A 26,415-nucleotide genomic window follows, 5' to 3' on the forward strand; every position below is an offset into this window, starting at 1 on the left:
TCGGTTATTTTAATTGGATTACATTAATGGAGCAAAAACTTTTAACAACCAACCAGCTAATTTCATCAGAAATTTTTCATTTCTGACCATTTCTAAAGTAACTAATTGTGATTGAGCTAATGTCTCTTGGAAATCTTCTGCTATATCATTTAACACAGGTGCTTTTTCTATATATACGCCACATTCAAAATGATGATAAAAACTCCGATAATCTAAATTGACAGTACCTACAGTTCCTTTCACACCATCACTTAAGAAAACTTTTGCATGTATAAATCCCGGAGTAAATTCATAGATGTGAACACCTGATTGAATCAGAGATTTATAATGATTTTTAGCCAAAGCAAAAGCATACTTTTTATCAGGAATATGGGGCATAATAATTTTTACATCTACGCCTCTACGGGCAGCCAATCGTAAAGCAGAATCCATTTCATCATCCAAAATTAAGTAAGGCGTCATGATGTAAACATAATCAGTTGCTTTGTTTAAAATATCAATATAAATGAATTCACCTACTCGATCAGCATCAAGTGGGTCATCCCCATAAGGAATTACAAATCCTTCTGTTTCATTTTTTTCTTGTGGAAGATTTAACCAATTCGAAAATTCAACAACCCCATCATCCATCGCCCACATTTGTAAAAACATTAAAGTAAAGCTATCTACTGCTTGATCTTTAATTTTAATTGCCGTATCTTTCCAATAACCAAAACGTTCGATCTCATTAATATATTCATCTGCTAGATTTACACCACCAGTATAAGCAACTCTCCCATCAATCACACAGATTTTTCGGTGATCTCGAAAATTATAAATAGTCGAAACAAATGGATGAATCGGTGCAAAAATTTTACATTTAATACCTAGTTTTTCTAATTTTTTAGGATACATATGTGATAAGTTAGAAAATTCGTTAAAACCATCATATAAAAAGCGAATCTCCACTCCTGCAGCTGCCTTATCTATTAGAATATCAAGGATTGTTCCCCACATGATACCTTCAGCTACAATAAAATACTCCATAAAAATGAAGGTTTCTGCTTGACGTAACTCGTGAATTAGGTCTGCAAATTTATCTTCTCCAGTAGGAAAATAGCGCATATCAATATTGTCATAAACAGGATAACAACCCGTATCTCCTATGTATTTAGCCATTCCTTGTAAATCTTTTTCATCTTTCATTTTTAATTCAACAGAAGGATCTGTCTTAATTAAATGATTACTTTCAGCTTGGAGTCGAATTAAGCGTCTTTTTTCCCATCGATGTCCCAAGTCCAATTTAAGATAAAAATAAAGAAAAATTCCAATGATTGGTAGAACAGTGAATATTACCATCCATGTAAGTTTTACACTGCTATCTGTGCCACTATTTAATAAATAAATGTAGCCAAACAAAGTGACAAGTACAGCTCCCCCATAATATACATGGACATAATTAGTTGAAACATAATTAAAAATACTAAATAACAACAGAATTTGTAATAATAGAAAAACTAAAATAATTCCTAAACGACTAAATACCAACTGCAACGCATTTTTTTTACTCTTTTTCAATAAATAAATCGGTTCTTTTGTTTCCATTCGACACCCCCTTTCATTATCATACGCAAACAATAAAAAAAGACAAGTTTCGAACTTGTCTTTTAAACAAATAGTGTCGTTTCAGGATATTTTAATTGGATGATTTTTAATATTAGTTGTAATTCAGATAAATTATTTCGATTATTGACATCAAAAATTCTACTGTGACGGCCAATTTGAGGATTACTAACTAATTTATGTTCTCGATTCCAATAGATAAATTCATCTAGTGTTTTGAATTGGCTAATCGGAAAGCCACCTCCATCTAAAATTTCTGACAATCGAAAAGCAACAAAGGCACTATCTACAATTTGTAGTTCATTTTTTTGTCTTGGACGATAATTAATAATTGCTTTTTTTGGTTGGTATTTAATCAACCAATCTAATAGATAAAAAAATCCCGCCATACGATTTTTTTCTAAAAATAAATTTGAAGACTCTGGAGATGCACGAAAAACAAGCGGAATTAAGTAAAATTTTTTATAGATTAATAATGGTGCCCGAGCAATTGAGCAATTAATGTAGCGATTTAAATAGCTTGCCCCTTGATAGTCTCCTAAGCGATAACCTTGAACGCCAAATGATTGATATTGTTCACAAAGCTGTGAACAATCGGAAATAGCAACTGCAACTTCTGTCCGTTTTTCATAGCCACTTAAAATTCGATCAAAGGGTTGCAAAACAATTTGTTCTTCCATTGTTTCCTCCCCCTGTTATTTCACTATCATATCTACATAATGATAACATATTTTAATTAAAAATATCTCAAAAAAATGTTCAAAAAAAACTATAGTATACAACTTTTAAATAACAATTACAACGTACTTACAAAAAAAATAAAAAATGCTAAAACTTCTTTATAACCAACCGATAGTAATCTTAAATTAGATAAGGGAGTGACTTGTATTGAAAATTCCACCAATTAGTCCTACATCGTTTGTCTCTCAGCCACCTGTTTCAAAACCTATCGAGGTTCCATCAAAAGAAGAAAATCAGCTAAAAAAAACAGAATCAGTCAAGCAACCTACCGTCAAAAAAATACCAGATCTTTCTGATGAAAGTCGTCGTTGGGCAGAAAAAATTAGGCTACATCATCCTGAAAAATATGCAGAATGGGTTGCACGCAATAGGGAAAAAAGTGAATCAGGTTATCCGGACGTTTCGATGCTGCCTCATGGTTTTTCCTTAAAAGATTTTTATGCAGCTCAAAATATTTCAGAAGAATAGTTTAGTTATTAAAACTAAATAAAACCGTATCCTAGAGTGTTTGTAGTGACTAACTAGGATACGGCTTTTTTAGTTTTCTTTTAAAATTTCTAAAAAAACTTCTACTATTTGTGGATCGAACTGTGTTCCGGCATTCTTTATGATTTCAGTTATTGCTTCTTCTACACTCATTGCTTTATGATACACACGATTATTGGTCATTGCATCAAAAGCATCCACGACAGAAATAATTCGACAAGCCAAAGGAATGTCTTCTCCAACAAGCCCTCTTGGATAGCCTTTACCATCCCAACGCTCATGGTGAGACAAAATCAAATTAGAGATACTTGCCAATTCAGTCGACTCTTGAGCGATACGATAACCAATTTCTGGGTGTCGTCTCATTTCTTCCCACTCTGCTGGAGTCAAAGGTCCCGGTTTTTTAAGAATACTCGGTGGAATAGCAACTTTTCCAATATCATGGAGTAAAGCTAGTAACGATAGTTCATCTAGATCTTTTGTTGTTAAATTCATCTTCTGACCGATTGCAACACAATAGGCTTCCAGTCGCTTACAATGTTCTTCTGTTTCGGTACTTTTTTCATAAAGCATAGCTAACAAAGTATTAATGATAGAATTTCTAAAGCTTTTTCCTTGTAGTAATTTTTGTTGATACATATGTTTTTCTGCTTGTTGCAAAGCTTCTGAAATTGTAACAACCTCTCCATCAGCATAGGCGCAACCTAAAGAAAGACTTAAAGGAAGATTACTTTCATCAGTAATTAAATCAATTGTTTTTATTTTTTTTATAAGAGATTCCGCCTCTGCTAAGGATTTTTCAGGCATCAAAATAATAAATTCATCGCCTCCCCAGCGAGCAATAATATCTTCTTCACTAGAACATTCTCGAAAAATATTTGCAACTTTTACTAAAAGCTTGTCTCCAAGATCATGTCCAAAAATATCATTAGTAATTTTTAAGCCATTGACATCTGTCATTATTACAGAACAAGCTTGACGAATGTTAGATACTTTGGTCAATTGTTCCTCCAAATATCGACGATTATAAAGACCCGTCAAGGTATCATGATAACTCAAATATTTAATTCGGCGCTGATTTTCTTTTTCTTCGCTAATATCACGGAAAATCATAACTACACCATGTTTTTCGCCATTTTCAGCAGTAATCGGGGCAAAAGTATTAGCTACAGAAATATTTTTGCCGTTGGGCTGAATAAGTTCAATATTCGCTAATTCCAAGACTTCGTCACTTTCGATAACTTTACAAACTGGATTTTTAAGTAATTTATGATTTTGATCGTCACTAAACTGAAAGACTGTTTGAAACTTTTTGCCTACAACTTCATCAATTTTCCAACCGCTTAAGTTAGCTGCTACAATATTTAGACCAGTAATAATTTCTTGGCTATCTGTTGTAACAACTCCTTCTCCAATTGATTGTAAAGTTGTTTTAAACAACTCTTTTTCTTTGTACATCTCATTACGGTATTTTTCTCTATCTGTTGAATCAAATAGAACTGCATATATATGAGCATCCTCTACATCATCAACTAATGAAAAATAAATGTCTAATAATTTGATTTCACCATTTGCAAGTTGATGGGGTGCCGCTAAAAATTTGATTTTTTCTGAAGCTAATTTATTAAATTGTTCCTCTAGAATTTGAGGAGCTAAACGATTAAATTTGTAGATGGATTCACCAATAATTTCCGTCCTATCTAAATCAAAAAATTGAGCAGTTGCTTCATTCACTTCTAAAATTTTTTTCGTTTGATAATCAATAATCATTGAAAGTACACTATGCTGTTCAAAAATGGCTTGTAGTCGGGAATTTAGTCGCTGGTTTCTTCCTTGTTCTTCATCTAATTTTTTATGATTAAACAATAGCAATAGAAAAAATCCTCCTGAAATAGTCAAGGTAATTAATATTGCAGATAAGCTAATTCGGACAATTTCTTCAAAAATACCTGCTGAACGAAACAACACATCTGGACCTCTTACAAAAGAAACTAATTGCCAACCACTGATATTAATTGGCACTGACGTAACAAAATACGGTTCTTTGTGTCGAATAAAAGTCCTACTCTCCACTACCTCTTCTGCTTCAATCATTTGCCGAATATTAGAAATATCTTCTTCTAATAATCCTAAATCCTGTAAACTGTCAAAAAAGTTTCCTCCTTGACCAGAACCAAATGTATTAAATAGTACTTCCCCATCAGAAGAGATTAACGTACTTTGAACATCTTTATAAGTCACTGTTTTATACTGATTAGAAACCATATTGCCGATATTTACTTGTGCATAAAAAATGCCTGGATCATCTGCTAGCCGAGGCATCATGACAGCAATCAAATAATCGCCACTGGCTTCGTCAAAAAAAACATCGCTGACAATGGTTTCTCCATCCAAAAGAGCTGGAATTTGATTTAATGTATTCGTTAATTCTCCATAACCACTAGTCTCAAGTTCTGTCATTGTTTGAAAATTTACGATAATAGCAGGGTTAATCAAATTTCTTTGTTGTAAAAAAGCAACTGGATCTTGTAGACCGCTTTTTTCAATGGTCATCTTAACAATTTCAAGTGCTTTTGTTGCACGTTTCACTGTCTGTTGAATAACTTGAGCTTTTTGCTCCGTATGTGTATTTAAGGTTTCTGTAATAATACTTTCATACTCAATATCTAGTCTTTTTTTCTCATTACTAAATAACAAAAAAATTGCTAAAATAAAAACTGCAATACTAAGAAATACTCCCCATACCAGTCGTCTTTTCATAATTGGTACATCTTTTTGTTGAAACTTGTCCATAAAAAACTCCCTATTTTTAAATCTTAACGAAAACTGACCACATAATGTTCAAAAAATTCTATATTGTTCACTATCTTCCAACTGCATTATACAGTAGAAGTCTGGTAAAACATATAGAAACTTTCTTAAGATTAAAATCAATTTTTGAAAGCAAATAATGTTAGTTTAATTCGGAATCAAATCACACACTTTCCACACAAAAAAGACTAGAAAGTTTATAAAATAAACTTTCTAGCCTTTCGGAAAAGATGACTATTAATCTAATTCTACATTATGAAAAACTTTTTGAACGTCTTCTAAATCATCCAAGACATCAATTAGCTTTTCAAATTTCACTAAGTCATCATCCGTTAATGTCACATCATTTTGAGGAATCATTTCCATTTCAGCTACACTAAAATCTTCAATTCCTTTTTCTTTTAACGCTTCTTGAATTGCATGGAAATCTTCTGGTTCACCATAAACCATAATTTGTCCATCTTCTTCTTCCACATCACGCACATCAATTTCTTTATCCATTAAGAATTCTAAAATTTCATCCGCATCTTCTCCGGCAAAACCAAATAAAGCAGTGTTATCAAACATGTAAGATACTGCGCCAGACACTCCCATGTTTCCACCATTCTTACCAAAAGCAGCTCGAACATCGGCAGCTGTACGATTGACGTTATTTGTTAAAGTATCCACGATAATCATTGAACCATTTGGTCCAAATCCTTCATAACGTAATTCAGCAAATTGTTCGTCTCCTGAACCTTTTGCTTTTTCAATGGCGCGATCGATGATATGTTTTGGTACGTTATACGTTTTCGCACGATCAATAACAAATTTTAATTTTTGGTTTGAGTGTGGGTCAGGATCACCTGATTTCGCTGCTGCATAAATCTCAATCCCAAATTTAGCGTAAACTTTACTATTGTTTGCATCTTTCGCAGTCTTCTTAGCTACGATATTTGCCCATTTACGACCCATAATCTCACTTCTCTTTCTATTATTTATTTTCATTCTTTAAGATGAAAATTATCCTCTACTATTATACTTTGCCAAAGTCATTCTGTGAAGTATTTTCTTATAGACTTTTCTTTTGGATAGGATAACGACCAAAATTTTGCTCTAAAATTTTACTCGTTGCTAATTGATAAACTTGATCCGCTTTAACAGCTAAAGTATACTTCTCTTCTTCTGGCTTGCCAATTTTTGAAAGAATTGGCAAAGAAAAATTCTTCTTGTTCTCTTTTAAATAAGCTTGACCTTTTTTTGTGAAACCTAAGATATGCAAATAATCATTTTCCCAAGCTTCTTTCATGTCTGTGTGTTTAATATTTAGCAGGACATAAGTCAGCAACCGTTGAATCCTCGTTTTGGTATAACGTTTTGTTTTAACTAATTCTACAAATTCTTCAAAATGATTGGCTTGAGAAATAAATTGTTTCAAACGATATTCTAAGCCTTCCGTCATCTGATAAATTCCTTGTAATTCTAAAAGACTGCTAGAAAGAATGCGATATTTTAATAACGACCAAAAATTCTCCCAGGATATTTGATAGTTATTTAAGTCTGCTTCCGTTTGTTTAGGAACCACTTGAGAAATATTTTGATCATTTAACACCGCTTGGCGAATAGCGGTCGCACTAGCAATAGCATTCGTTATTTCTTTCGAATGATAACCGGCACCTATACGTTTTAATGGAATATTTTTCATTGGTTCTGAAAAACGAGCATTTTCTTGAGCATAACTAAGACCCAAAATATGATTGGGTTCTTCTCCTGTAAGTTGCAACTGAGGATAAATTTTTCGATAAACTTCCGTCATTTTTTGAGCATAAGTCATATTAGGATTTTCAATTTCATTGAAAGTTTGATTAATTAGGGTTTGATTATAATTAACGAATTCTCCAAATGCCTGATAATCAAATTCAGCTGCGGCATCTGTTCCAAAACAGTAGCTATCACATTTCAATGCTTGTAATAAAGAAATACCTCCACGTGCAAAATAATCTGCCGATTGCAAAGACCAATGAATTGGCAATTCAACTACTAAATCGACTCCATTTTCAAGTGCTTCTTTTGACCGTAACCATTTATCAATAATGGCTGGTTCACCTCTTTGCAAAAAATTACCACTCATCACAGCAACCACAACATCTGCTTGCGATAATTCTCTCGCCATTTTCGCATGATACTTATGTCCATTATGAAAAGGATTATATTCCACAATTATTCCACAAGCCCTCAATTTTATTCACCTTCTTTAAAGTAATTAATCAACTCATCAAATAACTCTAATTCGCTCAATGCGTCTCCTCTATTGGGTGACTGATCAACTTTTGATTTGGCTTCTTTTAAAATCGCCTGTGCACCATAGTTATTTTTCATCACGCCAAACATATAGGCTGCACGAATACGATCATTTCCTAAAAGCGGCATTTTTAAATTCTGCTGCAGTTGTTTGTCTGACCAAATTTCTTTTACTCGTAAATCAGAAGGATCTGTTAATGAAAGACAAAACAGTAGTTCTTTTTTTAGCTCAATTTGATAAGGTAAAACAAGTTCGTCTTTTCTTACCCATAATTCTTCGATTCCTTTTTGATACCCTTCCCAATCATGTCGAAATAATTTTCGGCTTAAAATTAAAAATTCTTGCCAATCATTAAAATAAGTTCGTTGAGGAATTTGAGGAACTAATTCAAAATATTCTTCCGGCAATTCTGTGATAGTTGTTCCTTGGGTAGTTAAATAATTAATTTGTAGTTGCAAATACAAAAGATATTTTTGTTCTTTACTGCTGTTTGCTAGACGATAGGTCGTACCGTCATTAAAACTCATTGGAATCAAATTACTAATACCGATAAATAGACCTGTGACTGCAAAAATCCAAGCATAGACCGAATCGAATCCGGCGATGAATAAAGGAATAAGAGCGACCACAATATTCGCAATACCACCACCTAATATAGATAATTTGAAATAAAATTCTCCTTTAGGTGGAACCATTAAACATTGCCCCAAAGTTCCAGGAACTTCCATTCGACGAAACTTAATGGTCTCTCCATCTTTGATTAACATCCAAGAAAACAAACGAATACTGCCAAATTTGTATCCTGTTAATAAACCAAAAACTAAGTGACCTAATTCATGAATGGCGACATGTAAGACAATAAAAACAAAAAAACTGATAATTGCTAAAATAAAAGCAAGTCCGCTCCAACTTTCCGGAATCAAATCAAAGAATGCGAGTAAAAAACCAATTAAACCACCGATCAAATAAGGCAAACTCTTTAGAATTTTTTTCATTCAGAAAGCTCCTTTTTCCTATAACGAACCATCTCACGAATTAGTGTTTCATTTAATGGCTGATTGTAAGGAAATTTAACAGCGCCTTTTGAGTATTGGATTTCCAATTCATCCAAGCGCTCTTTAAAAGCACTAACAACAGAAGGCGTTGGATAAAAACCCAAATGCTTTTTGTTATCTGAAAAGTAAATAGCATTTTTCTTCCAATAAAAAGCCGGCATACCATAAGAAAACTTTTCATTTGCTTCAGGAAATTCTTCTTTAATGATTTGATACACTTTCCATAAGTATTCTTGGTGAGTAGCAGGTGTATTTTGAATATATTCTTCAAACATCATCGTTTCTCCTTTCCAAAAAAGGAGCCCTGACATTTTTGTCCTAGCTCCTTACAGTAAATCAAGTTTTATAAGCAAATCTGATGAGTGACCATGAATCAAATTTATTTTCTATTTATGACAAACAAAAAACCAACGACGACTTTTTTCATTCGGTTCACTATCAATAAAATCCGCATAAGTTTCTACATTTGAAAAACCCGCATTTTCTAAAAGCAATAAATAAACTTCTAAAGGATACGTACGTTCTCTATGCAATTCATCTTCACGAACAAAGCTACCTTCTTCATTTTCAACAAAAAAAGTTAAAAAATGTTCAATACTATGAAGCTCTTTTCCTTCATAACTATCCCATAAAAAGGCAAATTCTTCTGTTTGATAGTGATAACTATAAGAAGGGAAAACTTCATCAATTTGATAAGTAGAATGGACATCAAAAATAAAAATGCCATCATCTTCTAAAATTTGATACACGCCATCAAATACCTGTTGCACATCCATTTCATTTTCCATATAACAAATAGAATCTGAAAAACACGTCACAGCTTGATAGGTTTCAATATCAGATAGATCCAACATATCCCCTTCGACAAATTGAACAGTTGCTTCAGCTTCTTCTGCTCTTCCACTGGCAATCATTAGCATTTCTTCAGATAAATCTAAAGCAGTCACATCAAAACCATCTTTGGCAAATTCAACGGCTAATGCTCCTGTACCACAAGCTAATTCCAAAATTTGTTTGCGCTCGCCTAGATGTCGCAAAGAAAAGTCCAGCCATCTTTGATAAAGACTGATATCCATTACTTCATCGTAAACAAAGGCAAATGTTTCATATGCCATAATTACTCAACAACCCATTCATGAATATCAACAAGTGGAGCATCCGACCAAAGTTTTTCTAGATTGTAGAATGAACGTTCAGAATTGTTAAATACGTGGACAATGACATCCCCAAGGTCGATTAGAACCCATTTACCGCCGTCTTTTCCTTCTACACGTTTAATTTCAACTTGTGCCTTTTGTTCTTGTTCAACGATATCCTCAACAATCGCATTAATTTGACGATCACTATTACCTGAACAAATCACAAAGTAATCCGCCAATAATGAAATTTCTTGCACATCAAGTGCCATAATATCTTCTGCATGTTTTGAATCTGCTGCACGAACAGCGATTTCTAAAATTTGTTTGCTATCTATGATAGTTCCCTCCTTGGTTACTTTTTTGCAACCCATTTATTATATGTTTCTAAAGTTTTTGGATAAATTGGTAGTTCTTTCTCAATAAGATGAGCTAAGGTATGTTTGGTTTCAAAAGCGACCGCTTCCTGTAAATTTTTTGAAGCAAGTTCACGAGCCTTTTCTACACCGGGAAAATTACGACCTTCCTCGATATAGTCAGCAACGTAAATCACTTGGTCCAATAAAGTCATCTCAGCAGCGCCTGTCGTATGGAGACGAATCGCTTGTAAAATCCCTTCATCCGTAATACCTAATTCTTTTTTGACGAAGTTCGCACCAACTAATCCATGCCAAATTTGATTGCCCCAGTTTAATAAATCTAAGTCAAAATTTTCTTGGCGAATACACTCTTGAAATTCTTCGGAAGAACGTTCCTTTGCATAATCATGAGTCAAAGCCGCAATGCTAGCTTCTTCTTCTGAAACGCCATATTTTTTTGCTAAAAAAACAGCTGCTTTTTCCACACCCAAAACATGACGGAATCTTTTTTCACTCATTTGATTTTTTACACAAGAAATTAATTCATCACGGGTCATTCCAATATAGTTGTTGCTATATTTCATCTAGATACAGTCCTTTCTCTTGAATATAGTTTACCACATTCTCAGGTAGTAAGTAATTCACTGAACAACCTTGAGCTATTTTTTTTCGAATAGCCGTGGAACTTATATCCATTAACGGAACATCAATCCAAATAATCGGATAATCTGTTTCTGTAGGATAATTAGGACGACGTACTCCGACAAATTGAATCATCTGCATCAATTCATCAATTTTAAACCATTTTGGTAAGTACTCTACCATATCTCCACCGATAATAAAAAAGTAATCAGTATCTGGATTTTTTTCTTTTAAAATTTTAATTGTATCGTAGGTATAACTTTTCCCTGCGCGCTCTAATTCGATGGTTTCAACACCTAATAGAGAATTGTCTTCGATAGCTAATTCTAACATCTTTAATCGATGTTTTGCTTCAATAGTCTTTTTTTCGTCCACGTGAGGCGGCTGATTAGACGGCATCATTAAGACTTGATCCAATCCTAAAGTATTCCCTACTTGATCAGCTGTAATCAGATGGGCAAGATGCACTGGATTAAACGTGCCTCCTAATAGTCCTATCTGCTTTCTTGACGAAGTAACTATTGGTTCCACTTCAGTAATTGTTTGAACCTTACAATAAGTTTCACCTAGCAACTCAAAGACCTCCTTATACTTCTATCTAACTTATTTTATAGTGATTTAACTTGTGATGAAATTTTTTGATATTTTTCTTTTGAAGACGTTTTGAATACCACTAACACACGTCCGATAATTTGTACAACATCACAATTTAAGTGTTTTTCTAGTTCTGCTGCCACATCTTCTGCAATCTCATCTGTATTTTGTAACAATGATACTTTGATTAGCTCACGCTTTTCTAAAGCTTCGCCAATTTGTTGAATCATTGCATCGTTCATACCACCTTTACCAACTTGAAAAATTGGTTGTAAATGGTGTGCTTCGCTTCGTAAAAAGCGTTTTTGTTTTCCTCGTAATTCCATTTTATCTACCTCTACTTTTAATCATTTTTAAATTAAGGCTTTCCGTCTCAATACATCTACGCCTTTTGGTGCCCACCCTGCAACAACGCAAGGTTTTGTAACAGTAATCCATCCCAATCCTGCAAAAACAATATCTGTTTTTTCTTTGACCGAAAATTCAAATCTCACTAATTCAGGAAATTCCTCTTTCTCATCTGCTCGTGGTGGTTGCAACAAACCACCCACATGCTTCTCATAAAAGGCATCAGCTTTTTCCAACTTTGTTCGATGAATTTCCACATCATTAGAAACATAAGCGATAAAAGAACTGCGATCTCCTTGAATAAAATCAAAGCGCGCCAAACCACCTAAAAACAAAGTTTGTTCTGGATTTAATTGATAAGATTTCGGCTTAATTTCTTTATGAGGTGCAATAATTTTCAGATCTTTTTTACCTAAATAATGCGCCATTTGATGTCGGTGAATGATGCCTGGTGTGTCAATTAAAAAATGTCCGTCATCTAGTGGGATTTCAATCTTATCCAAAGTCGTTCCAGGGAAACGAGAGGTTGTGATTAACTCTTGTACACCTGCTGTTTGACGAATAATTTGATTGATTAACGTCGATTTTCCTACGTTCGTTACACCAACAACGTACACATCTCTATCTTCACGATATTGCTCAATCGCATCCAAAAGATTGGAAAGCTCATGAGATTTTTTTGCACTCGTTAGAAGAACATCGACTGGACGCAAACCAGCTTCGTGAGCACGTTCTTTCATCCATTGAGTTAATTTTGATTTTTTTAAAGATTTAGGTAAAATATCAACTTTATTTCCCACCAATAAAACAGGGTTATCACCCACAAAACGGTGTAAGCCAGGAATCAGTGAACCATTAAAATCAAAAATATCCACGACATTCACGATTAACGCGTCTTTTTGACCCAATTCATTTAATAATCTCAAAAAATCGTCGTCAGTCAAAGAAACATCTTGAATTTCATTGTAGTGACGTAATCTAAAACAACGCTGACAATAAACTTCACCTGTCTCTAGTCCTTTTTCAAGGGCAGCAGTTGGTGTATAACCAATCGCTTCTTTCTCTTCTGTTTGAATGTTAACTCCACATCCAATACACTGAATTGTTGTCATTAAATTTCACCTTGCCATTTCATTTCAGGATTTTTCTTCAATAAATATTTCATAATTCGACGTTCCATAAAACGATTAAATTGTGTTTTCCAACTGTCTGTTTCAATAACTGGTCGTACCAAAATGCTACGAACACCTGCTCGATTAGCTGCTCGAATATCTGTCATAATTTGATCACCAATCATTACTACTTGATTTTTATCCACATTTAAGTTTTTACATGCTCTGTTAATTCCACGAGACAACGGTTTTAAGGCTCTGGCAACAAATTCTAAGCCGAATGGTTCCACCGCTCTAGTCACCCGTTCGTCATTATTGTTAGACACGACAACAACAGGTATTTCAGCTATTCTCATCGCTTCTAACCATTCACGTAGTTCTTCTGTTCCATCAGGATTATTCCAAGCAATTAATGTATTATCTAAGTCAGTTAATACTGCTTTAATTCCATGTTTCTTCAATTGTTCGGGAGTGACATTATAAATCGCATCTACCATCCAAGTGGGTTTATAATTTGAAAACATACTTTCTCCTCTTAGTCAAAAAATGAAGGAGTACGACTCTGTACTCCTCAACCGTTGATTATACAATAAAAAACCTTCAATTAAAAGTTTTCTACCTATTTTCCTGATAAAAATTAAATGATTGGTTACTATTTATAGCTTATAGCAAAAATCCATCAAAACTTCCAATCCATCTGTCCGCAAAGAACAGACATTGTGAGAGACCGGTCCGAGCCTCTCAAGAGTCTCAGACCTTTCGGCGTTCAAATACAGTGTAAGAAAGTAGCAACTCACTACTTTCAACACTGCATAATTCATCCTCATCTTTAGCTCACGATGTCTGTCTTTTCTACCAGATGACTTTCCAATTTTGATATATTTTTCTAATTTTATATCGAGTAATCATTCACTGAAACTGGAAGAATAAAACGGAGAAAATCATTGGTCGTGTCTTACAGAGCTGAATGAATTACACTGACTTAGTGCAATTAGCACTTAGTCAGTGTTTGAACGTCAGCAGCCAAAGAGACTCTGTAAGAGGCTCGTGGCGGTCTCACACGACCAATGAGCTTTCGGAGTTTTATTCTGGAAGTTTTAATGAACAGCTACTTTACTATTTTTTTAGAACATAGCTATTCTCAAAAATTAATCATTAATCGTAAATTTAATCTATTAGATTAGTCTGTAAATGAGGATGGTAAGTGAAACTTTTGCTTGCTTTCAAATTCCATACCGATTTGCAATAACTGATCTTCTCGTCCTTTTGCGGCCATAAATTGAATGCCTAGCGGAAGATTTTCTTTTGTCAGATGTGTAGGCAAACTTATTGCAGGTTGTCCTGTTAAATTGGCTAATTGTGTATACGGAGATAAAGTTAGGCTTTTCTCAAACATTTCGTAAACAGTTTCGGCTGCTTCCTCTACGGATAGCTCTTCTATATGATGAAGTTTTAAACGAATTTCGTCACTTTGTAAATCTGTTTCAATTTTCGGTGCGGAATATGCTGTTGCCGGTGACAAAAACAAATCATAGTCTTGAAAAAGTGTCTCCATTTGATAAGCTGCTTGATCCCATGATTGCAAAGATTGAACATAATTGGCTGCGGAGAGTTTCTTTCCATACTGGTAAATCCCCCAGGTCATTAATTCCATGTCTTCTTTAGAGACCTCTCGTTTTAAAGCTGATGAGATAGCAGCAAACATCGCCGCCGTCTCAGCTCCATTCATTTGATAGTAATTACGAATAAGATTTGCTCCATCTACTGGATAAGTAATCTCCACCACTTCATGGCCTTCTTGAATCAGAAAATCAATAGCATTTTTAACTGCTTCGATAGCTTCTTCTGATACAGGGCTTGCTACTGGCGAGACTGTAGAATAGGCAATTTTCATTTTTTTATTTGAAGGACGATTATGTTGCCATTCTATTGCAGGTGCTTGATAAGGTGCTGCTGTTTCCGTTCCTCGCATTCCGTAAAATAAAGCATTTGTATCTCGCATAGAAACGGTTAGAGCAAAGGAAATTGAAGCTCCTTGCCAACCTCTCCAACCAGATGGACCTACTGGCATAGTACCTCTGGTTGGTTTTAAACCAATCAGCCCATTAAATGAAGCAGGAATTCGAATCGAACCACCCCCATCACTTGCTGCCGCAATTGGGAACATTCCTGAGGCAACCGCTGCAGCAGCTCCTCCACTTGATCCACCTGCTGAATGAGCCAAATTCCATGGATTTCTTGTATGTCCATATATCTCAGCATCGGTCACATTTTTAAAGCCAAATTCTGGGGCAGCGGTCTGACCCACCGGAACCAATCCATTATTTTCAAGTTGTGAAACAAAGTGACTGGTAGTATTTGCTCGTTGTCCTTCAAATAAGCGACTTCCTGAGGTAGCTAACCAACCTTTTTTTGACTGCCCCAACATCTTTAACGGAATGGGCAAACCACCAAAAATTGTCTGATCTAAATTTGCTTCTTGATATTGCTTTAAGGCAGCCTCTTTTTCAAATGTCACTAAGGCAGCTAAAGAATCATTTGTAGAATTTATCTTTTTTTCCAACAAATCTAAATATTCACTATAATGAATTTCTTTATTCTTGAATTTTTCTGCCCAATAAAGTCCATCTTTCATCTTTGTTTCTCCTCCTACTATTTACTCACTATCTAATGTTAACCTTCCTCTTCTTTTTACCATAAAAAAGGAATTCTCTCCATAATTAATCTCGAGAAAAAACAAAAAATGAATATTTATCTTTTATTTTTAAATAAAAATGAATATTTATACTTTTTTGATTGAAAGTGAATTAGTTTTTTGATAAGATGAATCCATCAAAAATAAAAGGATGGTTTGTATAATTATGAAAGAAAAAGTTATTTTAGCATACTCAGGAGGTTTAGATACCTCTGTTTCAGTTAAATGGTTAGTTGACGAAGGTTATGATGTGATTGCTTGTTGTTTAGATGTGGGTGAAGGTCGTGATACTGAATCCATTAGACAAAAAGCTTTGCAAGTAGGTGCTAGTGAATCCTATGCTATCGATGCTAGAGAAGAATTTGCACAAGATTTTGCTTTAATTGCCCTGCAAGGAAATACCTTTTATGAAAATTCATATCCATTAGTCTCTGCACTATCTCGACCACTAATTTCAAAAAAATTGGTTGAATTGGCTCATGAAACCAATGCAACTACCATTGCTCACGGTTGTACTGGTAAAGGAAACGATCAAGTACGTTTTGAAGTAGCGATTGCCGCTTTAGATCCAAACTTAAAAGTGATTGCTCCTGTTCGAGAATGGAAATGGTCACGAGAAGAAGAAATTGCTTATGCTGCTGAAAAAGGTGTGCCAATCCCTGCTGATTTAGATAATCCTTATTCGATCGATCAAAACCTTTGGGGAAGAGCTTGCGAATGTGGTATTTTGGAAGATCCTTGGGCTGCTCCACCAAAAGGAGCCTATGACATTACTAAAGAACTGGAAGATACTCCAGATCAAGCGGACATCGTTCAGATTACCTTTGATAAAGGTGTACCTGTTGCCTTAGATGGAAAGGAAATGAATCTTTCAACTTTAATTGCAGAATTAAATGTACTCGCTGGAAATCATGGAATTGGTCGGATTGATCATATTGAAAACCGTTTAGTTGGAATTAAATCTAGAGAAGTTTACGAGTGTCCAGGAGCAATGACTTTAATGACGGCCCATAAAGAGTTAGAAGACCTTGTTTTTGTTCGTGAGCTTGCACATTTTAAACCAATTATCGAGCAACAATTAGCGCAAGTAATTTATAATGGTTTGTGGTTTAATCCTTTAACCGATGCCTTAATTGCCTTTCTAAAAAGTACTCAAGTATACGTAAATGGCGTAGTTCGTGTGAAACTGTTCAAAGGAAATATTATCGTTGAGGGACGTAAATCAGAGAACAGTCTTTACGATGAAAACTTAGCGACCTACACCTCTGCTGATACCTTTGACCAAGATGCAGCGGTTGGCTTCATCAAACTTTGGGGTCTACCAACAAAAGTACATGCAGAAATTCAAGCAAAATTAAAATAATGGAGGAACGAAAATGAAGAAACTTTGGGGTGGGCGTTTTGATGGAAAAAACGAAGACTGGATCGATGCATTCGGTGCCTCTATCTCTTTCGATCAAGCCTTAGCCAAACAAGATATCATTGGTAGTTTAGCCCATGTTAAAATGCTGATGCACACGGGAATTATCTCAGAAGAAGACGGTCAAAAAATTAGTGATGGCTTACAAGTTGTTCAAGAAAAATTAGCAAACAATCAATTAGAATTTACGATTCAAAATGAAGACATTCATTTAAATATTGAATCTTATTTACACGAAGAAATTGGTCCAGTTGCGGGTAAATTGCATACTGCACGTTCACGAAATGATCAAGTAGCAACGGATATGCATCTATATCTAAAAGAAAAAATTCAAGATATTTTGCCATTAATCAATGAGCTACGTGAAGTACTCGTGCATAAAGCAGAAGAAAATATCGAAACAATTATGCCAGGATACACTCATTTACAACACGCACAACCTATTTCTTTTGGTCATCATTTGATGGCATACTATCAAATGTTTACGAGAGATTACCAACGTCTCAGTGAAAATCTGCAACGAGTGGATTATTCTCCTTTAGGTGCTGCAGCTTTGGCTGGAACAACCTTTCCAATTGATCGTGATTTTGTAGCAAAAGAATTAGATTTTCAAGGAATTTATCAAAATAGTTTAGATGCTGTAAGTGACCGTGATTTTATTATAGAGTTTCTAAGTAATTCCTCTATTTTAATGATGCATCTTTCTCGTTTCTGTGAAGAAATCATCTTATGGTGTAGTCACGAATTTCAATTTGTACAGCTTTCTGATACATTCTCAACGGGAAGTTCAATCATGCCACAGAAAAAAAATCCAGATATGGCAGAACTTATTCGTGGAAAAACCGGTCGCGTCTATGGAAATCTGTTCGGCTTATTAACTGTAATGAAGGGTTTACCTCTAGCTTATAATAAAGATTTTCAAGAGGATAAAGAAGGTATGTTTGATACTGTTGAGACAGTTGGTACAAGCCTAAAAATCATGTCCGGTATGATTGAAACCATGACTGTAAACCATTCTCGTATGTTAGAAATCACTGAAAAAGACTTTTCTAATGCAACAGAGCTGGCTGATTATCTAGCTACCAAAGGAATTCCCTTTAGAGAGGCTCATGAAATCGTTGGAAAACTAGTCTTAGAAGGTATTCAAAAAGGAACATTTTTACAAGATATCTCTTTAGCAGACTATCAAAAGATTGTTCCTGCTATTGAGGAAGATATCTATGAAAAATTACAATCTAAAACAGCAGTAGCAACTCGTAACTCTGCTGGTGGAACCGGCTTTGATCAAGTTAGACAACAAATTGAACAAGCTAAAAAACAACTAAATTAAAAAAAAGCCGCCACAAGTATTTAGCTCAAAATACTTGTGGCGTGTTTCTTTTTAGTTACTATTAAAACTAGGCAAAAATTGAAACTTCCAGAACTAAACTCCGAGAATTCATTGGTCGTGTGAGACCGCCACGAGCCTCTTACAGAGTCTCTTTGGCTGCTGACGTTCAAACACTGACTAAGTGCTAATTGCACTAAGTCAGTGTAATTCATTCAGCTCTGTAAGACACGACCAATGATTTTCTCCGTTTGGTTCTTCCAGTTTTAGTCAATAGTCTATCGATAGATTCGATTAGAAAAAATGTCCAGACTGGAAATTCATCTGGTAGAAAAGACAGACATCGTGAGCTAAAGATGAGGATGAATTATGCTGTGTTGAAAGTAGCAGTTTGCTAATTTCTTACACAGCGTTTGAATGCCGAAAGGTTTGAGACTCTTGCAAAGAGGCTCAGACCGGTCTCTCACAATGTCTGTTCTTTACGGACAGATGAATTGGAAGTGATATATTTTCTCATTTGATTTTCTCTATAAATAGAAAAAATTTTATAAGTTGAGATGGAATTACCATGGTAGCTCTACAGATAAGTTTGCAGAGAACTCTTTATATGCTGCTCGTTCTGCTAAACGACTACTACGGCGTTCTTCGTATCCTTGACAAACCATCTTCTCTTCATCTGTGACAGGAACTACTTGAGGAACCGTAAATTCAGTTTCTTCGTTCATATGGGAAGGAACTGCCACAAAGGTTGTAAAACAAGTCGCAGCTAAATAACGTTCCCCTGTTGATAGATTTTCTCCAATGACCTTAACAAAAACCTCCATCGAACGATTATGAGCACCAGAAACATAGGATTCTACGCATACAGAATCATTACTATGCAATGGTTTCACAAAATTTAATTGATCCAAGGAAGCTGTCACTGCCCCACGACGACAATGCCTAGAAACTGAGATTGAAGCTGCATCGTCAATAAGGGTCATTAATTTTCCACCAAATAAAAAGCCAAATGGATTCAAATCAAATGGAAAAATTCGATGAGTTTGTATAACTTTTGAAACACTACAATTTTTTACTTCTTCCAAATTTTATTCCTCGATTCTGTTTAATTTTCTCCACTCTATCATACAACAAAAAAACCTCTGAGAGAATATCTTCCATCAAAGTATAATCAATACTCTAATCGGAAGTCATATTCTCTCATGAGGTTTTATATAATCATCGGCGATAACCTTTTCCTAATTTTTTCTCCCAAATTTTCAAAATTTGGGAAGTAGAAAACGTTAGAATAAAATAAATCACTGCCGCCACGTATAAAGGTTTTAGTGGAATAAAAGCTGACGTTTGAACAATTTGTGCACTGTTCATCAGCTCATAAATTCCAATTGAAGAAAGTAATGAAGAGTCTTTAATCAATACAATAAACTCATTTCCTAATGGCGGTAAAATATTTCTCAAAGCTTGAGGTAAAATAATATAACGCATTGTTTGTGTTTTTCCTAAGCCTAAAGCTCCGGCAGCTTCAAATTGACCGATATCCACTGCATTAATTCCTCCACGGACAATTTCTGCCACATAAGCTCCCGAGTTTAATGATAAGGCAATAATCCCAGGGAATAATCGACCTAAATCAATATCTAAAACACCAATCGGTACAACTGGTAAACTGATGAAGTTATGCAACAAGCCCATACTAATAATAATTTGTAACAACATTGGCGTTCCTCTAAAAATCTCAATATAAATATTGGCAAACCATCTAAGTGGAGAGAAGGAAGAAAGTTTGAATAAAGCAAAAGCAATTCCTAAAATACTCCCAAAAATAATGGTAATCAAAGAGATTAACAAGGTAACCATAGTTCCTGAAATAAAGTAATTATAATAAACTGATAGGAAGGAATAATCCATTAACTTCCACTCCTTTAATTAGACGCATTTTCGTTTGCTAAGTCTGTATTTGTTTGGACAAATTCTTCAATTTTTCCACTATCAATCAATTTTTGTAATGAGTTGTTAAGTGCTTCTTGTAATTCAGTACTTCCTTTAGGGACAGCAATTGAATAAGCTTCATCTTCAGAAGTCACTAGCTCAACTGCAGCAATAGTGATATCATCATTTTGAGCCACATAAGACTCAGCTACAGCACTTTCTAAAACAAGTGCATCAATCGATCCTTGTTTTAGTTCAATTACAAGATTAGGAACTTTTGCAATAGACACAATTTGAGAATCTGGCAATTGCTCTTCTACTACCATTTCTTGAATCGAACCTTTTTGAGCACCAACCTTTTTATCTTCTAAATCTGCAGTTGTTTGATAGCTGTCAAGATTGTCTTTATGCACAAGAACAAATTGTTCAGGCAAGAAGTAATTAATTGTAAAATCAAAAGATTGTTTCCGTTCTTCTGTAGCCGAAATACCAGAAACGGCAATATCGACTTGACCTTGATCTAACGCTGCCAAAACAGCCGTAAATTCCATATCTGTAAATTCAACTTTTTCAATACCCAAATCTTCAGCAATTGCATGAACCATATCAATGTCAGCTCCAACAATTGTATCACGCCCATCGACCATCGCATGAAACTCAAATGGTGCAAAGTCAGCAGATGTTCCCACTGTTAGAACACCTTTCTCTAAGATTTCTTCTAATTGATTACTAGGCGCTTCCACAGCTCCCTCTGAAGAGTTTGTACTAGATGAGGCTGTTCCTCCATTTCCACAAGCTCCTAAAGCAAGTACTCCAGCAAAAAGTCCAATCAAACCAATAATTTTTTTCATATTCTATACCCCTTTTAATATTTATACATTTTTAGTTACCTTTATGAATTATATATGCATAATATCATACTGTAATAAAAAAATAAACAAAAATTATTCATAATATTGAATTTATATAAGTAAAAATAGCTATTTATTGAATTAAAAAAGAAATTTTTGTATAAACAACTTCCTTTATAACAACTATTTACTTACTTTAATCCATTTATTGGCTAATAAGAGCAATACATTTATATGCAGTATTTGTACACAAAATCAATGTTGCAATTTAATTTTTAAATAGTTCGCATTTTTTATAAGTCAAATTGTTTAATATTCTGTGTTAAACGTTCACCAATCTCCATTAATGTTTTTGCTACTGCTACAAATTCATTCATAATTACTGTCTGCTGTTCACTGGCTTCAGTAAGTTGATTATTGCTAAGAGCTACTTGTTGAGATAAATCTTCAACTGTATCTATCTCAATAACTAATTTTTCCATTTTATCTTTACTTACAAGTGTTTCATTTGTTAATAACACTGTTTGATCTGTAGTTTTAGAGGCATTTACTGACAATTTTTGGAACGAGGTATATGTTTGATTGATAAAAGTCAGCCCTTGATTAACAGCTACTTGACTTTGTTCAGCTTTAAGAACGGATGCTTCTGACTCTTTTTGTATCTCAGAAATTAGACTAGCTACTTCATGAGTAGCAACTTTGGTTTCTTCTACTAATTTTCGAATTTCATCCGAAACAACAAGAAATCCTGCTCCATGATCACCTGCTCTTGCAACTTCAATTGCTGCATTTAGAGCTAATAAATTAGTCTGATTAGATATACTACTAATCAACATAATAATCTGATCAATTTCTTTGGCTTTTGCATTTAGCTGATGTGTAATTTGCGTAGAATCAAACGTTGTCGTCTCGATTAATTTTACTTGATCCAAAGTTTTTTGAACGATAATCTGTCCCTATTTAGAAAGATCATCCGAATATCCAGAAGACTTGACTACTTGTTCAATAATTCCACTCATGACTTGAATGCTCTCAGACATTCGTTTTAAATCAGCACTAGCAATGTCGGTTTCATAGACTTGTTGCTCAATATGTTCTGCAACTTTTTCAATAGAGTCCATGACAGTCATCGCATTCTCTTGAACATTTTCAGCACCAGTATGCACTTCATGAGCATTCTCACTTATTTCAGTTGAAGTCAATTGTAAATCTTGAACTAAATTTCTTAGACTTAAAACCATGGTATTAAATCGAGTAGAAAGTCTACCTAATAACTAGAATAATAATTGACCGATGCTAATAAAAGAGTACTGCTAAAAACGATGTTTGTAGCCACAAGTGTGATTTTCTTCGAGATACTTTGCTCCATATATTCTCCTGTCTTAGATCATGATAGTAATTACACAATACTCACACTTAATCGGCTCTTACCAGAAGAAGTTAAAGTAGTCTCAGACCATTATTTTCCTTTTATCAAGCTTTTTTACTACCTTTTCCCTTCTAATAGAAAAAGCATTAAGTTCATGTACATTATCATACATAAACCCAATGCTTTTTTAATCAATATTTTCTAAATCGTTGATAGCGACCTTCTAATAAATCTGGTAGCTCTTTTTCAGATAACTCTTTCAATTTACGAATCAAATCACTTTTAAAACGTTTGATAACAGCTTCTTCTGTTAACTTTCCTCCTCTAAAAGTTTCAGGAATAACACGTTCAATAATTCCTAATTCCTTTAACTCTTGAGCGGTAATTTTCATTAGTTCAGCGGCCTCTTTCGCCCGACTACCATCTTTCCAAAGAATCGAAGCAAACCCTTCTGGCGATAAGACGGCATAGATGGAGTGTTCCAACATCCATACTTCATCCCCTAGTGCTAAAGCTAAGGCTCCACCACTACCACCTTCACCAATAATAATTGCAATAATAGGTACTTTTAAATCAGACATTTCTAAAAGATTACGAGCAATAGCTTCTCCTTCACCTCGTTCTTCCGCACCAATACCACAGAAAGCTCCTGCAGTATTAATCAAAGTAATCACAGGACGATTGAATTTTTCAGCTTGTTTCATCAAACGCAAAGCTTTTCGATAACCCTCTGGATGAGGAGAACCAAAATTTCTTTTCAAGTTTTCAGGTAAGTTGCGACCTTTTTGAATTCCAATAACAGTTACTGGCTTTTTATCCAATAAAGCAACTCCACCTACAACTGCTTCATCATCAGCAAACAAACGGTCTCCGTGAAATTCTTGGTAGTCATCAAAGAGGCGTTCAAAAAAGTCTAAAGCTGTTAATCGCTCTTTTGCTCGAGCTAATTGAACAATTTCGTGTGCTGTTCGACTCATGATTCACGCCATCCTTTCATTGTATGCATTTTTACGAGTTGATAAATTCTTTCTCGTAATTCCATTCTAGGAACAATCTGATCAACAAAACCATGTTCCAATAAAAATTCTGCTTTTTGGAAATCCTCAGGTAATTCTTGTTTGATTGTTTGTTCAATCACTCGTCTACCTGCAAAACCAATAACAGCTTGTGGTTCCGCTAGGATGATATCTCCCTCCATAGCGAAACTCGCAGTCACTCCACCAGTTGTTGGGTCAGTCAAAATAGTTAAATAAAACAGTCCTTGATTGCTGTGACGTTTAACTGCAGCCGAAATCTTTGCCATCTGCATTAATGAAAAGATTCCTTCTTGCATTCTTGCACCACCTGAGGCTGTAAACATAACGACAGGTAGACCAGCTTTAGTGGCTGTCTCGAATAAGCGAGTAATTTTCTCGCCAACAACAGTCCCCATGCTTCCCATGATAAAATGTGAATCCATGATGCCGATTGCCACTTTTTGTCCTTTAATGGTTGCTTTTCCAGTTAAAACAGCTTCATGTAAATGTGTTTTGTCACGCATTTTTTGAATTTTATCTTGATAGTCTGGAAAGTTTAACGGATCTTTTGTTTCAATATCCGTATCCCATTCTTCAAAACTTTTTTCATCAATTGTTAATGCAACACGTTCCCAAGCAGTGATTCTAAAATTGTAACCACAATTAGGGCAGACTTTTTCTGCCCCAATTTCTTTTGTATAAAGAGTATGTTTACAACTTGGACATTTTGCCCACATATTATCTGGAACAGAAGGCTCATTTGTTGGCGCAGTATCACGATTTGGATTAATACGAATATAATCCTTTTTCTTTTTAAATAATGCCATCGTTTCCCCTCCTAAGCTTCAGGTGTCCAGTTTGGTAAAAATTCCTCTTGTAAAAATGCAGTGCTATAATCTCCTGCAATCACTTTTTCATGGCTAATTAAATCTAATTGAAATTCTGCATTAGTCATTACACCATCAGTGACTAGCTCATTCAATGCTCGTTGCATTTTCATTAATGCATCAAAACGGTTATCTCCATGAACGATGACTTTAGCAATCATTGAATCATAGTAAGGAGGAATCGTATAGCCTGAATACATTGCACTGTCTACACGTAATCCCATACCGCCACTTGGCAATAATAAATTATGGATAGTACCTGGTGAAGGCGCAAAATTAAAGGCTGGATTTTCAGCATTAATTCGACATTCAATCGCGTGACCACTTAAAACAATGTCTTCTTGACGAATATCTAGTTTTTCACCACTGGCAATTTCCAATTGTTTTTTAACTAAGTCAATTCCTGTAACCATTTCAGTAATTGGATGCTCTACTTGGATACGAGTATTCATCTCCATAAAGTAGAAATTTCCATTTTCGTTCATCAAAAATTCGATCGTACCGGCATTTTCATAATTCACAGCTTGAGCTGCGCGAACAGCCGCCATCCCAATTTCTTGACGTTTTTCCTCAGAGATAATGACTGAAGGTGATTCTTCTAATACTTTTTGATTATTTCTTTGCAATGAGCAATCTCTTTCACCTAAATGAATGACATTACCAAATTGATCACCTAAAATTTGCACTTCAATATGACGTGCTGGGTAAACAATTTTTTCGATATACATATCATCGTTACCAAAAGCGGCCTTGGCTTCTTGTTGGGCAGAAGAAAAATGTTGTGGTAGCTCTTCTTTAGAAAGAACTTTACGAATCCCTTTTCCTCCCCCACCAGCAGCGGCTTTTAACATGACCGGATAACCAATCTCTTCAGCAATAACTAAAGCTTCTTCCACATCCGCAACAGCACCCTCGCTACCTGGAATGACTGGAACATTCGCTTCTATCATTAATTTTCTTGCATTGATTTTATTTCCCATATCATCAATCGTTTGACTTTTTGGTCCGATAAATACAATATTGCATTCTTCACACATTGAAGCAAAACGACTATTTTCCGATAGAAAACCAAAGCCCGGATGAATCGCTTCGGCTTTAGTCACGATTGCTGCACTTAAAATTTGTTGTACATTCAGATATGAATCTGTTGCTTTAGCAGGTCCGATACAAATTGCCTCGTCTGCTAATTCAGTGTGTAATGCATCTTTATCAGCTTCAGAATAAACTGCTACTGTCCGGACACCTAATTCACGACAAGCGCGAATAATTCTCACCGCAATTTCTCCACGGTTTGCAATTAATATCTTTGAAAACATACGTCACCTATCCAATCATGAAGGTTAATTCAGCTTCAGCAACTTTCTTGCCATCCACTTTTGCAATACCTTTGCCAATTCCTGCATTGGCTTTTACTTTAATAATTTCAACTTCTAACATAAGTGTATCACCTGGCGTTACTTTTTTACGGAATTTTGCTTTATCAATTCCACCAAAGTAAGCTGTTTTGCCTCGAAATTGCTCTAAAGACAACAACGCCACTGCTCCAGCTTGTGCCATCGCTTCCACAATTAATACACCAGGCATTACTGGTTCATGTGGGAAATGTCCTTGGAAAAAGGGTTCATTAATTGTTACATTTTTTTTAGCAATAACACGTTCGCCATCCACCAATTCCTCTACACGATCAATTAATAACATTGGATAACGGTGAGGAATAATTTCTTTAATTTCTTGAATATTCATTACAGTCATAA

The 26,415-nt window shown here is 34.9% G+C and carries 27 protein-coding genes; 3 read left to right on the plus strand and 24 right to left on the minus strand.

The genetic code is table 11. The features are described 5' to 3' along the window. Window positions 1-18: 18 nt before the first annotated feature. Both cls and AC4BBX_RS03625 read right to left on the minus strand, forming a co-directional pair. Complete coding sequence (gene cls, locus AC4BBX_RS03620; protein WP_490455754.1) at window positions 19-1,557, minus strand: cardiolipin synthase; 1,539 nt, start codon at window positions 1,555-1,557, stop codon at window positions 19-21. An 89-nt stretch (window positions 1,558-1,646) separates the two neighbouring features. Further along, the gene (locus AC4BBX_RS03625) at window positions 1,647-2,282 is read right to left on the minus strand and encodes a hypothetical protein (RefSeq protein ID WP_490455107.1); all 636 of its coding nucleotides are present in this window, start codon (window positions 2,280-2,282) and stop codon (window positions 1,647-1,649) included. Between the two features lie 208 nt (window positions 2,283-2,490). On the opposite strand from AC4BBX_RS03625, the gene AC4BBX_RS03630 reads away from it, so the two are divergent. Then, entirely contained in the window at window positions 2,491-2,811 is a 321-nt protein-coding gene (locus tag AC4BBX_RS03630; protein ID WP_490455108.1) for a hypothetical protein, read from the plus strand. A gap of 69 nt (window positions 2,812-2,880) precedes the next feature. Here AC4BBX_RS03630 and AC4BBX_RS03635 read toward each other — a convergent pair whose 3' ends face one another. The 13 genes from AC4BBX_RS03635 to AC4BBX_RS03695 all read right to left on the minus strand — a co-directional run bounded on the left by AC4BBX_RS03635 (window position 2,881) and on the right by AC4BBX_RS03695 (window position 15,802). Further along, complete coding sequence (locus AC4BBX_RS03635; RefSeq protein ID WP_490455109.1) at window positions 2,881-5,622, minus strand: HD domain-containing phosphohydrolase; 2,742 nt, start codon at window positions 5,620-5,622, stop codon at window positions 2,881-2,883. Window positions 5,623-5,877: 255 nt separating this feature from the next. Continuing rightward, window positions 5,878-6,594: a YebC/PmpR family DNA-binding transcriptional regulator gene (locus tag AC4BBX_RS03640; protein WP_490455110.1), complete on the minus strand. Its 717-nt coding sequence runs from the start codon at window positions 6,592-6,594 to the stop codon at window positions 5,878-5,880. Between the two features lie 97 nt (window positions 6,595-6,691). Further along, window positions 6,692-7,858, minus strand: coding sequence for a nucleotidyltransferase (locus tag AC4BBX_RS03645; RefSeq protein ID WP_490455111.1), 1,167 nt, complete (start codon window positions 7,856-7,858; stop codon window positions 6,692-6,694). A gap of 2 nt (window positions 7,859-7,860) precedes the next feature. Beyond that, window positions 7,861-8,916, minus strand: a complete 1,056-nt coding sequence (locus AC4BBX_RS03650; protein WP_490455112.1) for a hypothetical protein — start codon at window positions 8,914-8,916, stop codon at window positions 7,861-7,863. Then, complete coding sequence (locus AC4BBX_RS03655; protein ID WP_490455113.1) at window positions 8,913-9,254, minus strand: iron chaperone; 342 nt, start codon at window positions 9,252-9,254, stop codon at window positions 8,913-8,915. Before AC4BBX_RS03655 ends, AC4BBX_RS03650 begins: the two co-directional genes overlap by 4 nt. Before the next feature lie 108 nt (window positions 9,255-9,362). Next, window positions 9,363-10,091, minus strand: a complete 729-nt coding sequence (locus AC4BBX_RS03660) for a class I SAM-dependent DNA methyltransferase (RefSeq protein ID WP_490455114.1) — start codon at window positions 10,089-10,091, stop codon at window positions 9,363-9,365. Between the two features lie 2 nt (window positions 10,092-10,093). Then, window positions 10,094-10,435 carry a ribosome silencing factor gene (gene rsfS / locus AC4BBX_RS03665; protein ID WP_490455755.1) on the minus strand — a complete coding sequence of 114 codons (342 nt, stop codon included), beginning with the start codon at window positions 10,433-10,435 and terminating at the stop codon, window positions 10,094-10,096. A gap of 32 nt (window positions 10,436-10,467) precedes the next feature. Beyond that, entirely contained in the window at window positions 10,468-11,055 is a 588-nt protein-coding gene (gene yqeK / locus AC4BBX_RS03670) for a bis(5'-nucleosyl)-tetraphosphatase (symmetrical) YqeK (RefSeq protein WP_490455115.1), read from the minus strand. Beyond that, window positions 11,045-11,653, minus strand: coding sequence for a nicotinate-nucleotide adenylyltransferase (locus AC4BBX_RS03675; RefSeq protein ID WP_490455756.1), 609 nt, complete (start codon window positions 11,651-11,653; stop codon window positions 11,045-11,047). Before AC4BBX_RS03675 ends, yqeK begins: the two co-directional genes overlap by 11 nt. Before the next feature lie 68 nt (window positions 11,654-11,721). Then, window positions 11,722-12,033 (minus strand): ribosome assembly RNA-binding protein YhbY, encoded by a 312-nt coding sequence (gene yhbY, locus AC4BBX_RS03680; RefSeq protein ID WP_490455116.1) that lies wholly within the window; start codon window positions 12,031-12,033, stop codon window positions 11,722-11,724. A 27-nt stretch (window positions 12,034-12,060) separates the two neighbouring features. Next, window positions 12,061-13,167: a ribosome biogenesis GTPase YqeH gene (gene yqeH / locus AC4BBX_RS03685; RefSeq protein WP_490455117.1), complete on the minus strand. Its 1,107-nt coding sequence runs from the start codon at window positions 13,165-13,167 to the stop codon at window positions 12,061-12,063. After that, the gene (locus AC4BBX_RS03690; protein ID WP_490455118.1) at window positions 13,167-13,691 is read right to left on the minus strand and encodes a YqeG family HAD IIIA-type phosphatase; all 525 of its coding nucleotides are present in this window, start codon (window positions 13,689-13,691) and stop codon (window positions 13,167-13,169) included. The genes yqeH and AC4BBX_RS03690 overlap by 1 nt, the downstream gene beginning before the upstream one ends. Window positions 13,692-14,347: 656 nt before the next feature. Beyond that, the gene (locus AC4BBX_RS03695; protein ID WP_490455119.1) at window positions 14,348-15,802 is read right to left on the minus strand and encodes an amidase; all 1,455 of its coding nucleotides are present in this window, start codon (window positions 15,800-15,802) and stop codon (window positions 14,348-14,350) included. Window positions 15,803-16,028: 226 nt separating this feature from the next. On the opposite strand from AC4BBX_RS03695, the gene AC4BBX_RS03700 reads away from it, so the two are divergent. Both AC4BBX_RS03700 and argH read left to right on the plus strand, forming a co-directional pair. After that, window positions 16,029-17,225 (plus strand): argininosuccinate synthase, encoded by a 1,197-nt coding sequence (locus AC4BBX_RS03700; RefSeq protein WP_490455120.1) that lies wholly within the window; start codon window positions 16,029-16,031, stop codon window positions 17,223-17,225. A gap of 13 nt (window positions 17,226-17,238) precedes the next feature. Then, entirely contained in the window at window positions 17,239-18,612 is a 1,374-nt protein-coding gene (gene argH / locus AC4BBX_RS03705; protein ID WP_490455121.1) for an argininosuccinate lyase, read from the plus strand. 560 nt (window positions 18,613-19,172) lie between these two features. On the opposite strand, the gene AC4BBX_RS03710 is transcribed toward argH, so the two are convergent. The 9 genes from AC4BBX_RS03710 to fabZ all read right to left on the minus strand — a co-directional run bounded on the left by AC4BBX_RS03710 (window position 19,173) and on the right by fabZ (window position 26,404). Beyond that, entirely contained in the window at window positions 19,173-19,694 is a 522-nt protein-coding gene (locus AC4BBX_RS03710; protein ID WP_490455122.1) for an acyl-CoA thioesterase, read from the minus strand. A 133-nt stretch (window positions 19,695-19,827) separates the two neighbouring features. Further along, window positions 19,828-20,517: an amino acid ABC transporter permease gene (locus tag AC4BBX_RS03715; protein WP_490455123.1), complete on the minus strand. Its 690-nt coding sequence runs from the start codon at window positions 20,515-20,517 to the stop codon at window positions 19,828-19,830. Between the two features lie 14 nt (window positions 20,518-20,531). After that, window positions 20,532-21,389: a transporter substrate-binding domain-containing protein gene (locus AC4BBX_RS03720; protein WP_490455124.1), complete on the minus strand. Its 858-nt coding sequence runs from the start codon at window positions 21,387-21,389 to the stop codon at window positions 20,532-20,534. 293 nt (window positions 21,390-21,682) lie between these two features. Further along, complete coding sequence (locus AC4BBX_RS03725) at window positions 21,683-22,321, minus strand: methyl-accepting chemotaxis protein (protein WP_490455125.1); 639 nt, start codon at window positions 22,319-22,321, stop codon at window positions 21,683-21,685. Window positions 22,322-22,345: 24 nt separating this feature from the next. Continuing rightward, window positions 22,346-22,630 carry a hypothetical protein gene (locus tag AC4BBX_RS03730; RefSeq protein ID WP_490455126.1) on the minus strand — a complete coding sequence of 95 codons (285 nt, stop codon included), beginning with the start codon at window positions 22,628-22,630 and terminating at the stop codon, window positions 22,346-22,348. 319 nt (window positions 22,631-22,949) lie between these two features. Next, entirely contained in the window at window positions 22,950-23,735 is a 786-nt protein-coding gene (locus tag AC4BBX_RS03735) for an acetyl-CoA carboxylase carboxyl transferase subunit alpha (RefSeq protein ID WP_490455127.1), read from the minus strand. After that, a complete protein-coding gene (gene accD / locus AC4BBX_RS03740; protein WP_490455128.1) occupies window positions 23,732-24,601 on the minus strand; it encodes an acetyl-CoA carboxylase, carboxyltransferase subunit beta in 870 nt (289 codons plus the stop codon). Before accD ends, AC4BBX_RS03735 begins: the two co-directional genes overlap by 4 nt. Before the next feature lie 11 nt (window positions 24,602-24,612). Next, on the minus strand, window positions 24,613-25,977 hold the full coding sequence (locus AC4BBX_RS03745; protein ID WP_490455129.1) for an acetyl-CoA carboxylase biotin carboxylase subunit: 1,365 nt from the start codon (window positions 25,975-25,977) through the stop codon (window positions 24,613-24,615). Window positions 25,978-25,984: 7 nt separating this feature from the next. Further along, complete coding sequence (gene fabZ, locus AC4BBX_RS03750; protein WP_490455757.1) at window positions 25,985-26,404, minus strand: 3-hydroxyacyl-ACP dehydratase FabZ; 420 nt, start codon at window positions 26,402-26,404, stop codon at window positions 25,985-25,987. Window positions 26,405-26,415: the final 11 nt, after the last annotated feature.

The sequence above is a fragment of the Enterococcus sp. AMC1157 genome, from assembly GCF_058216555.1.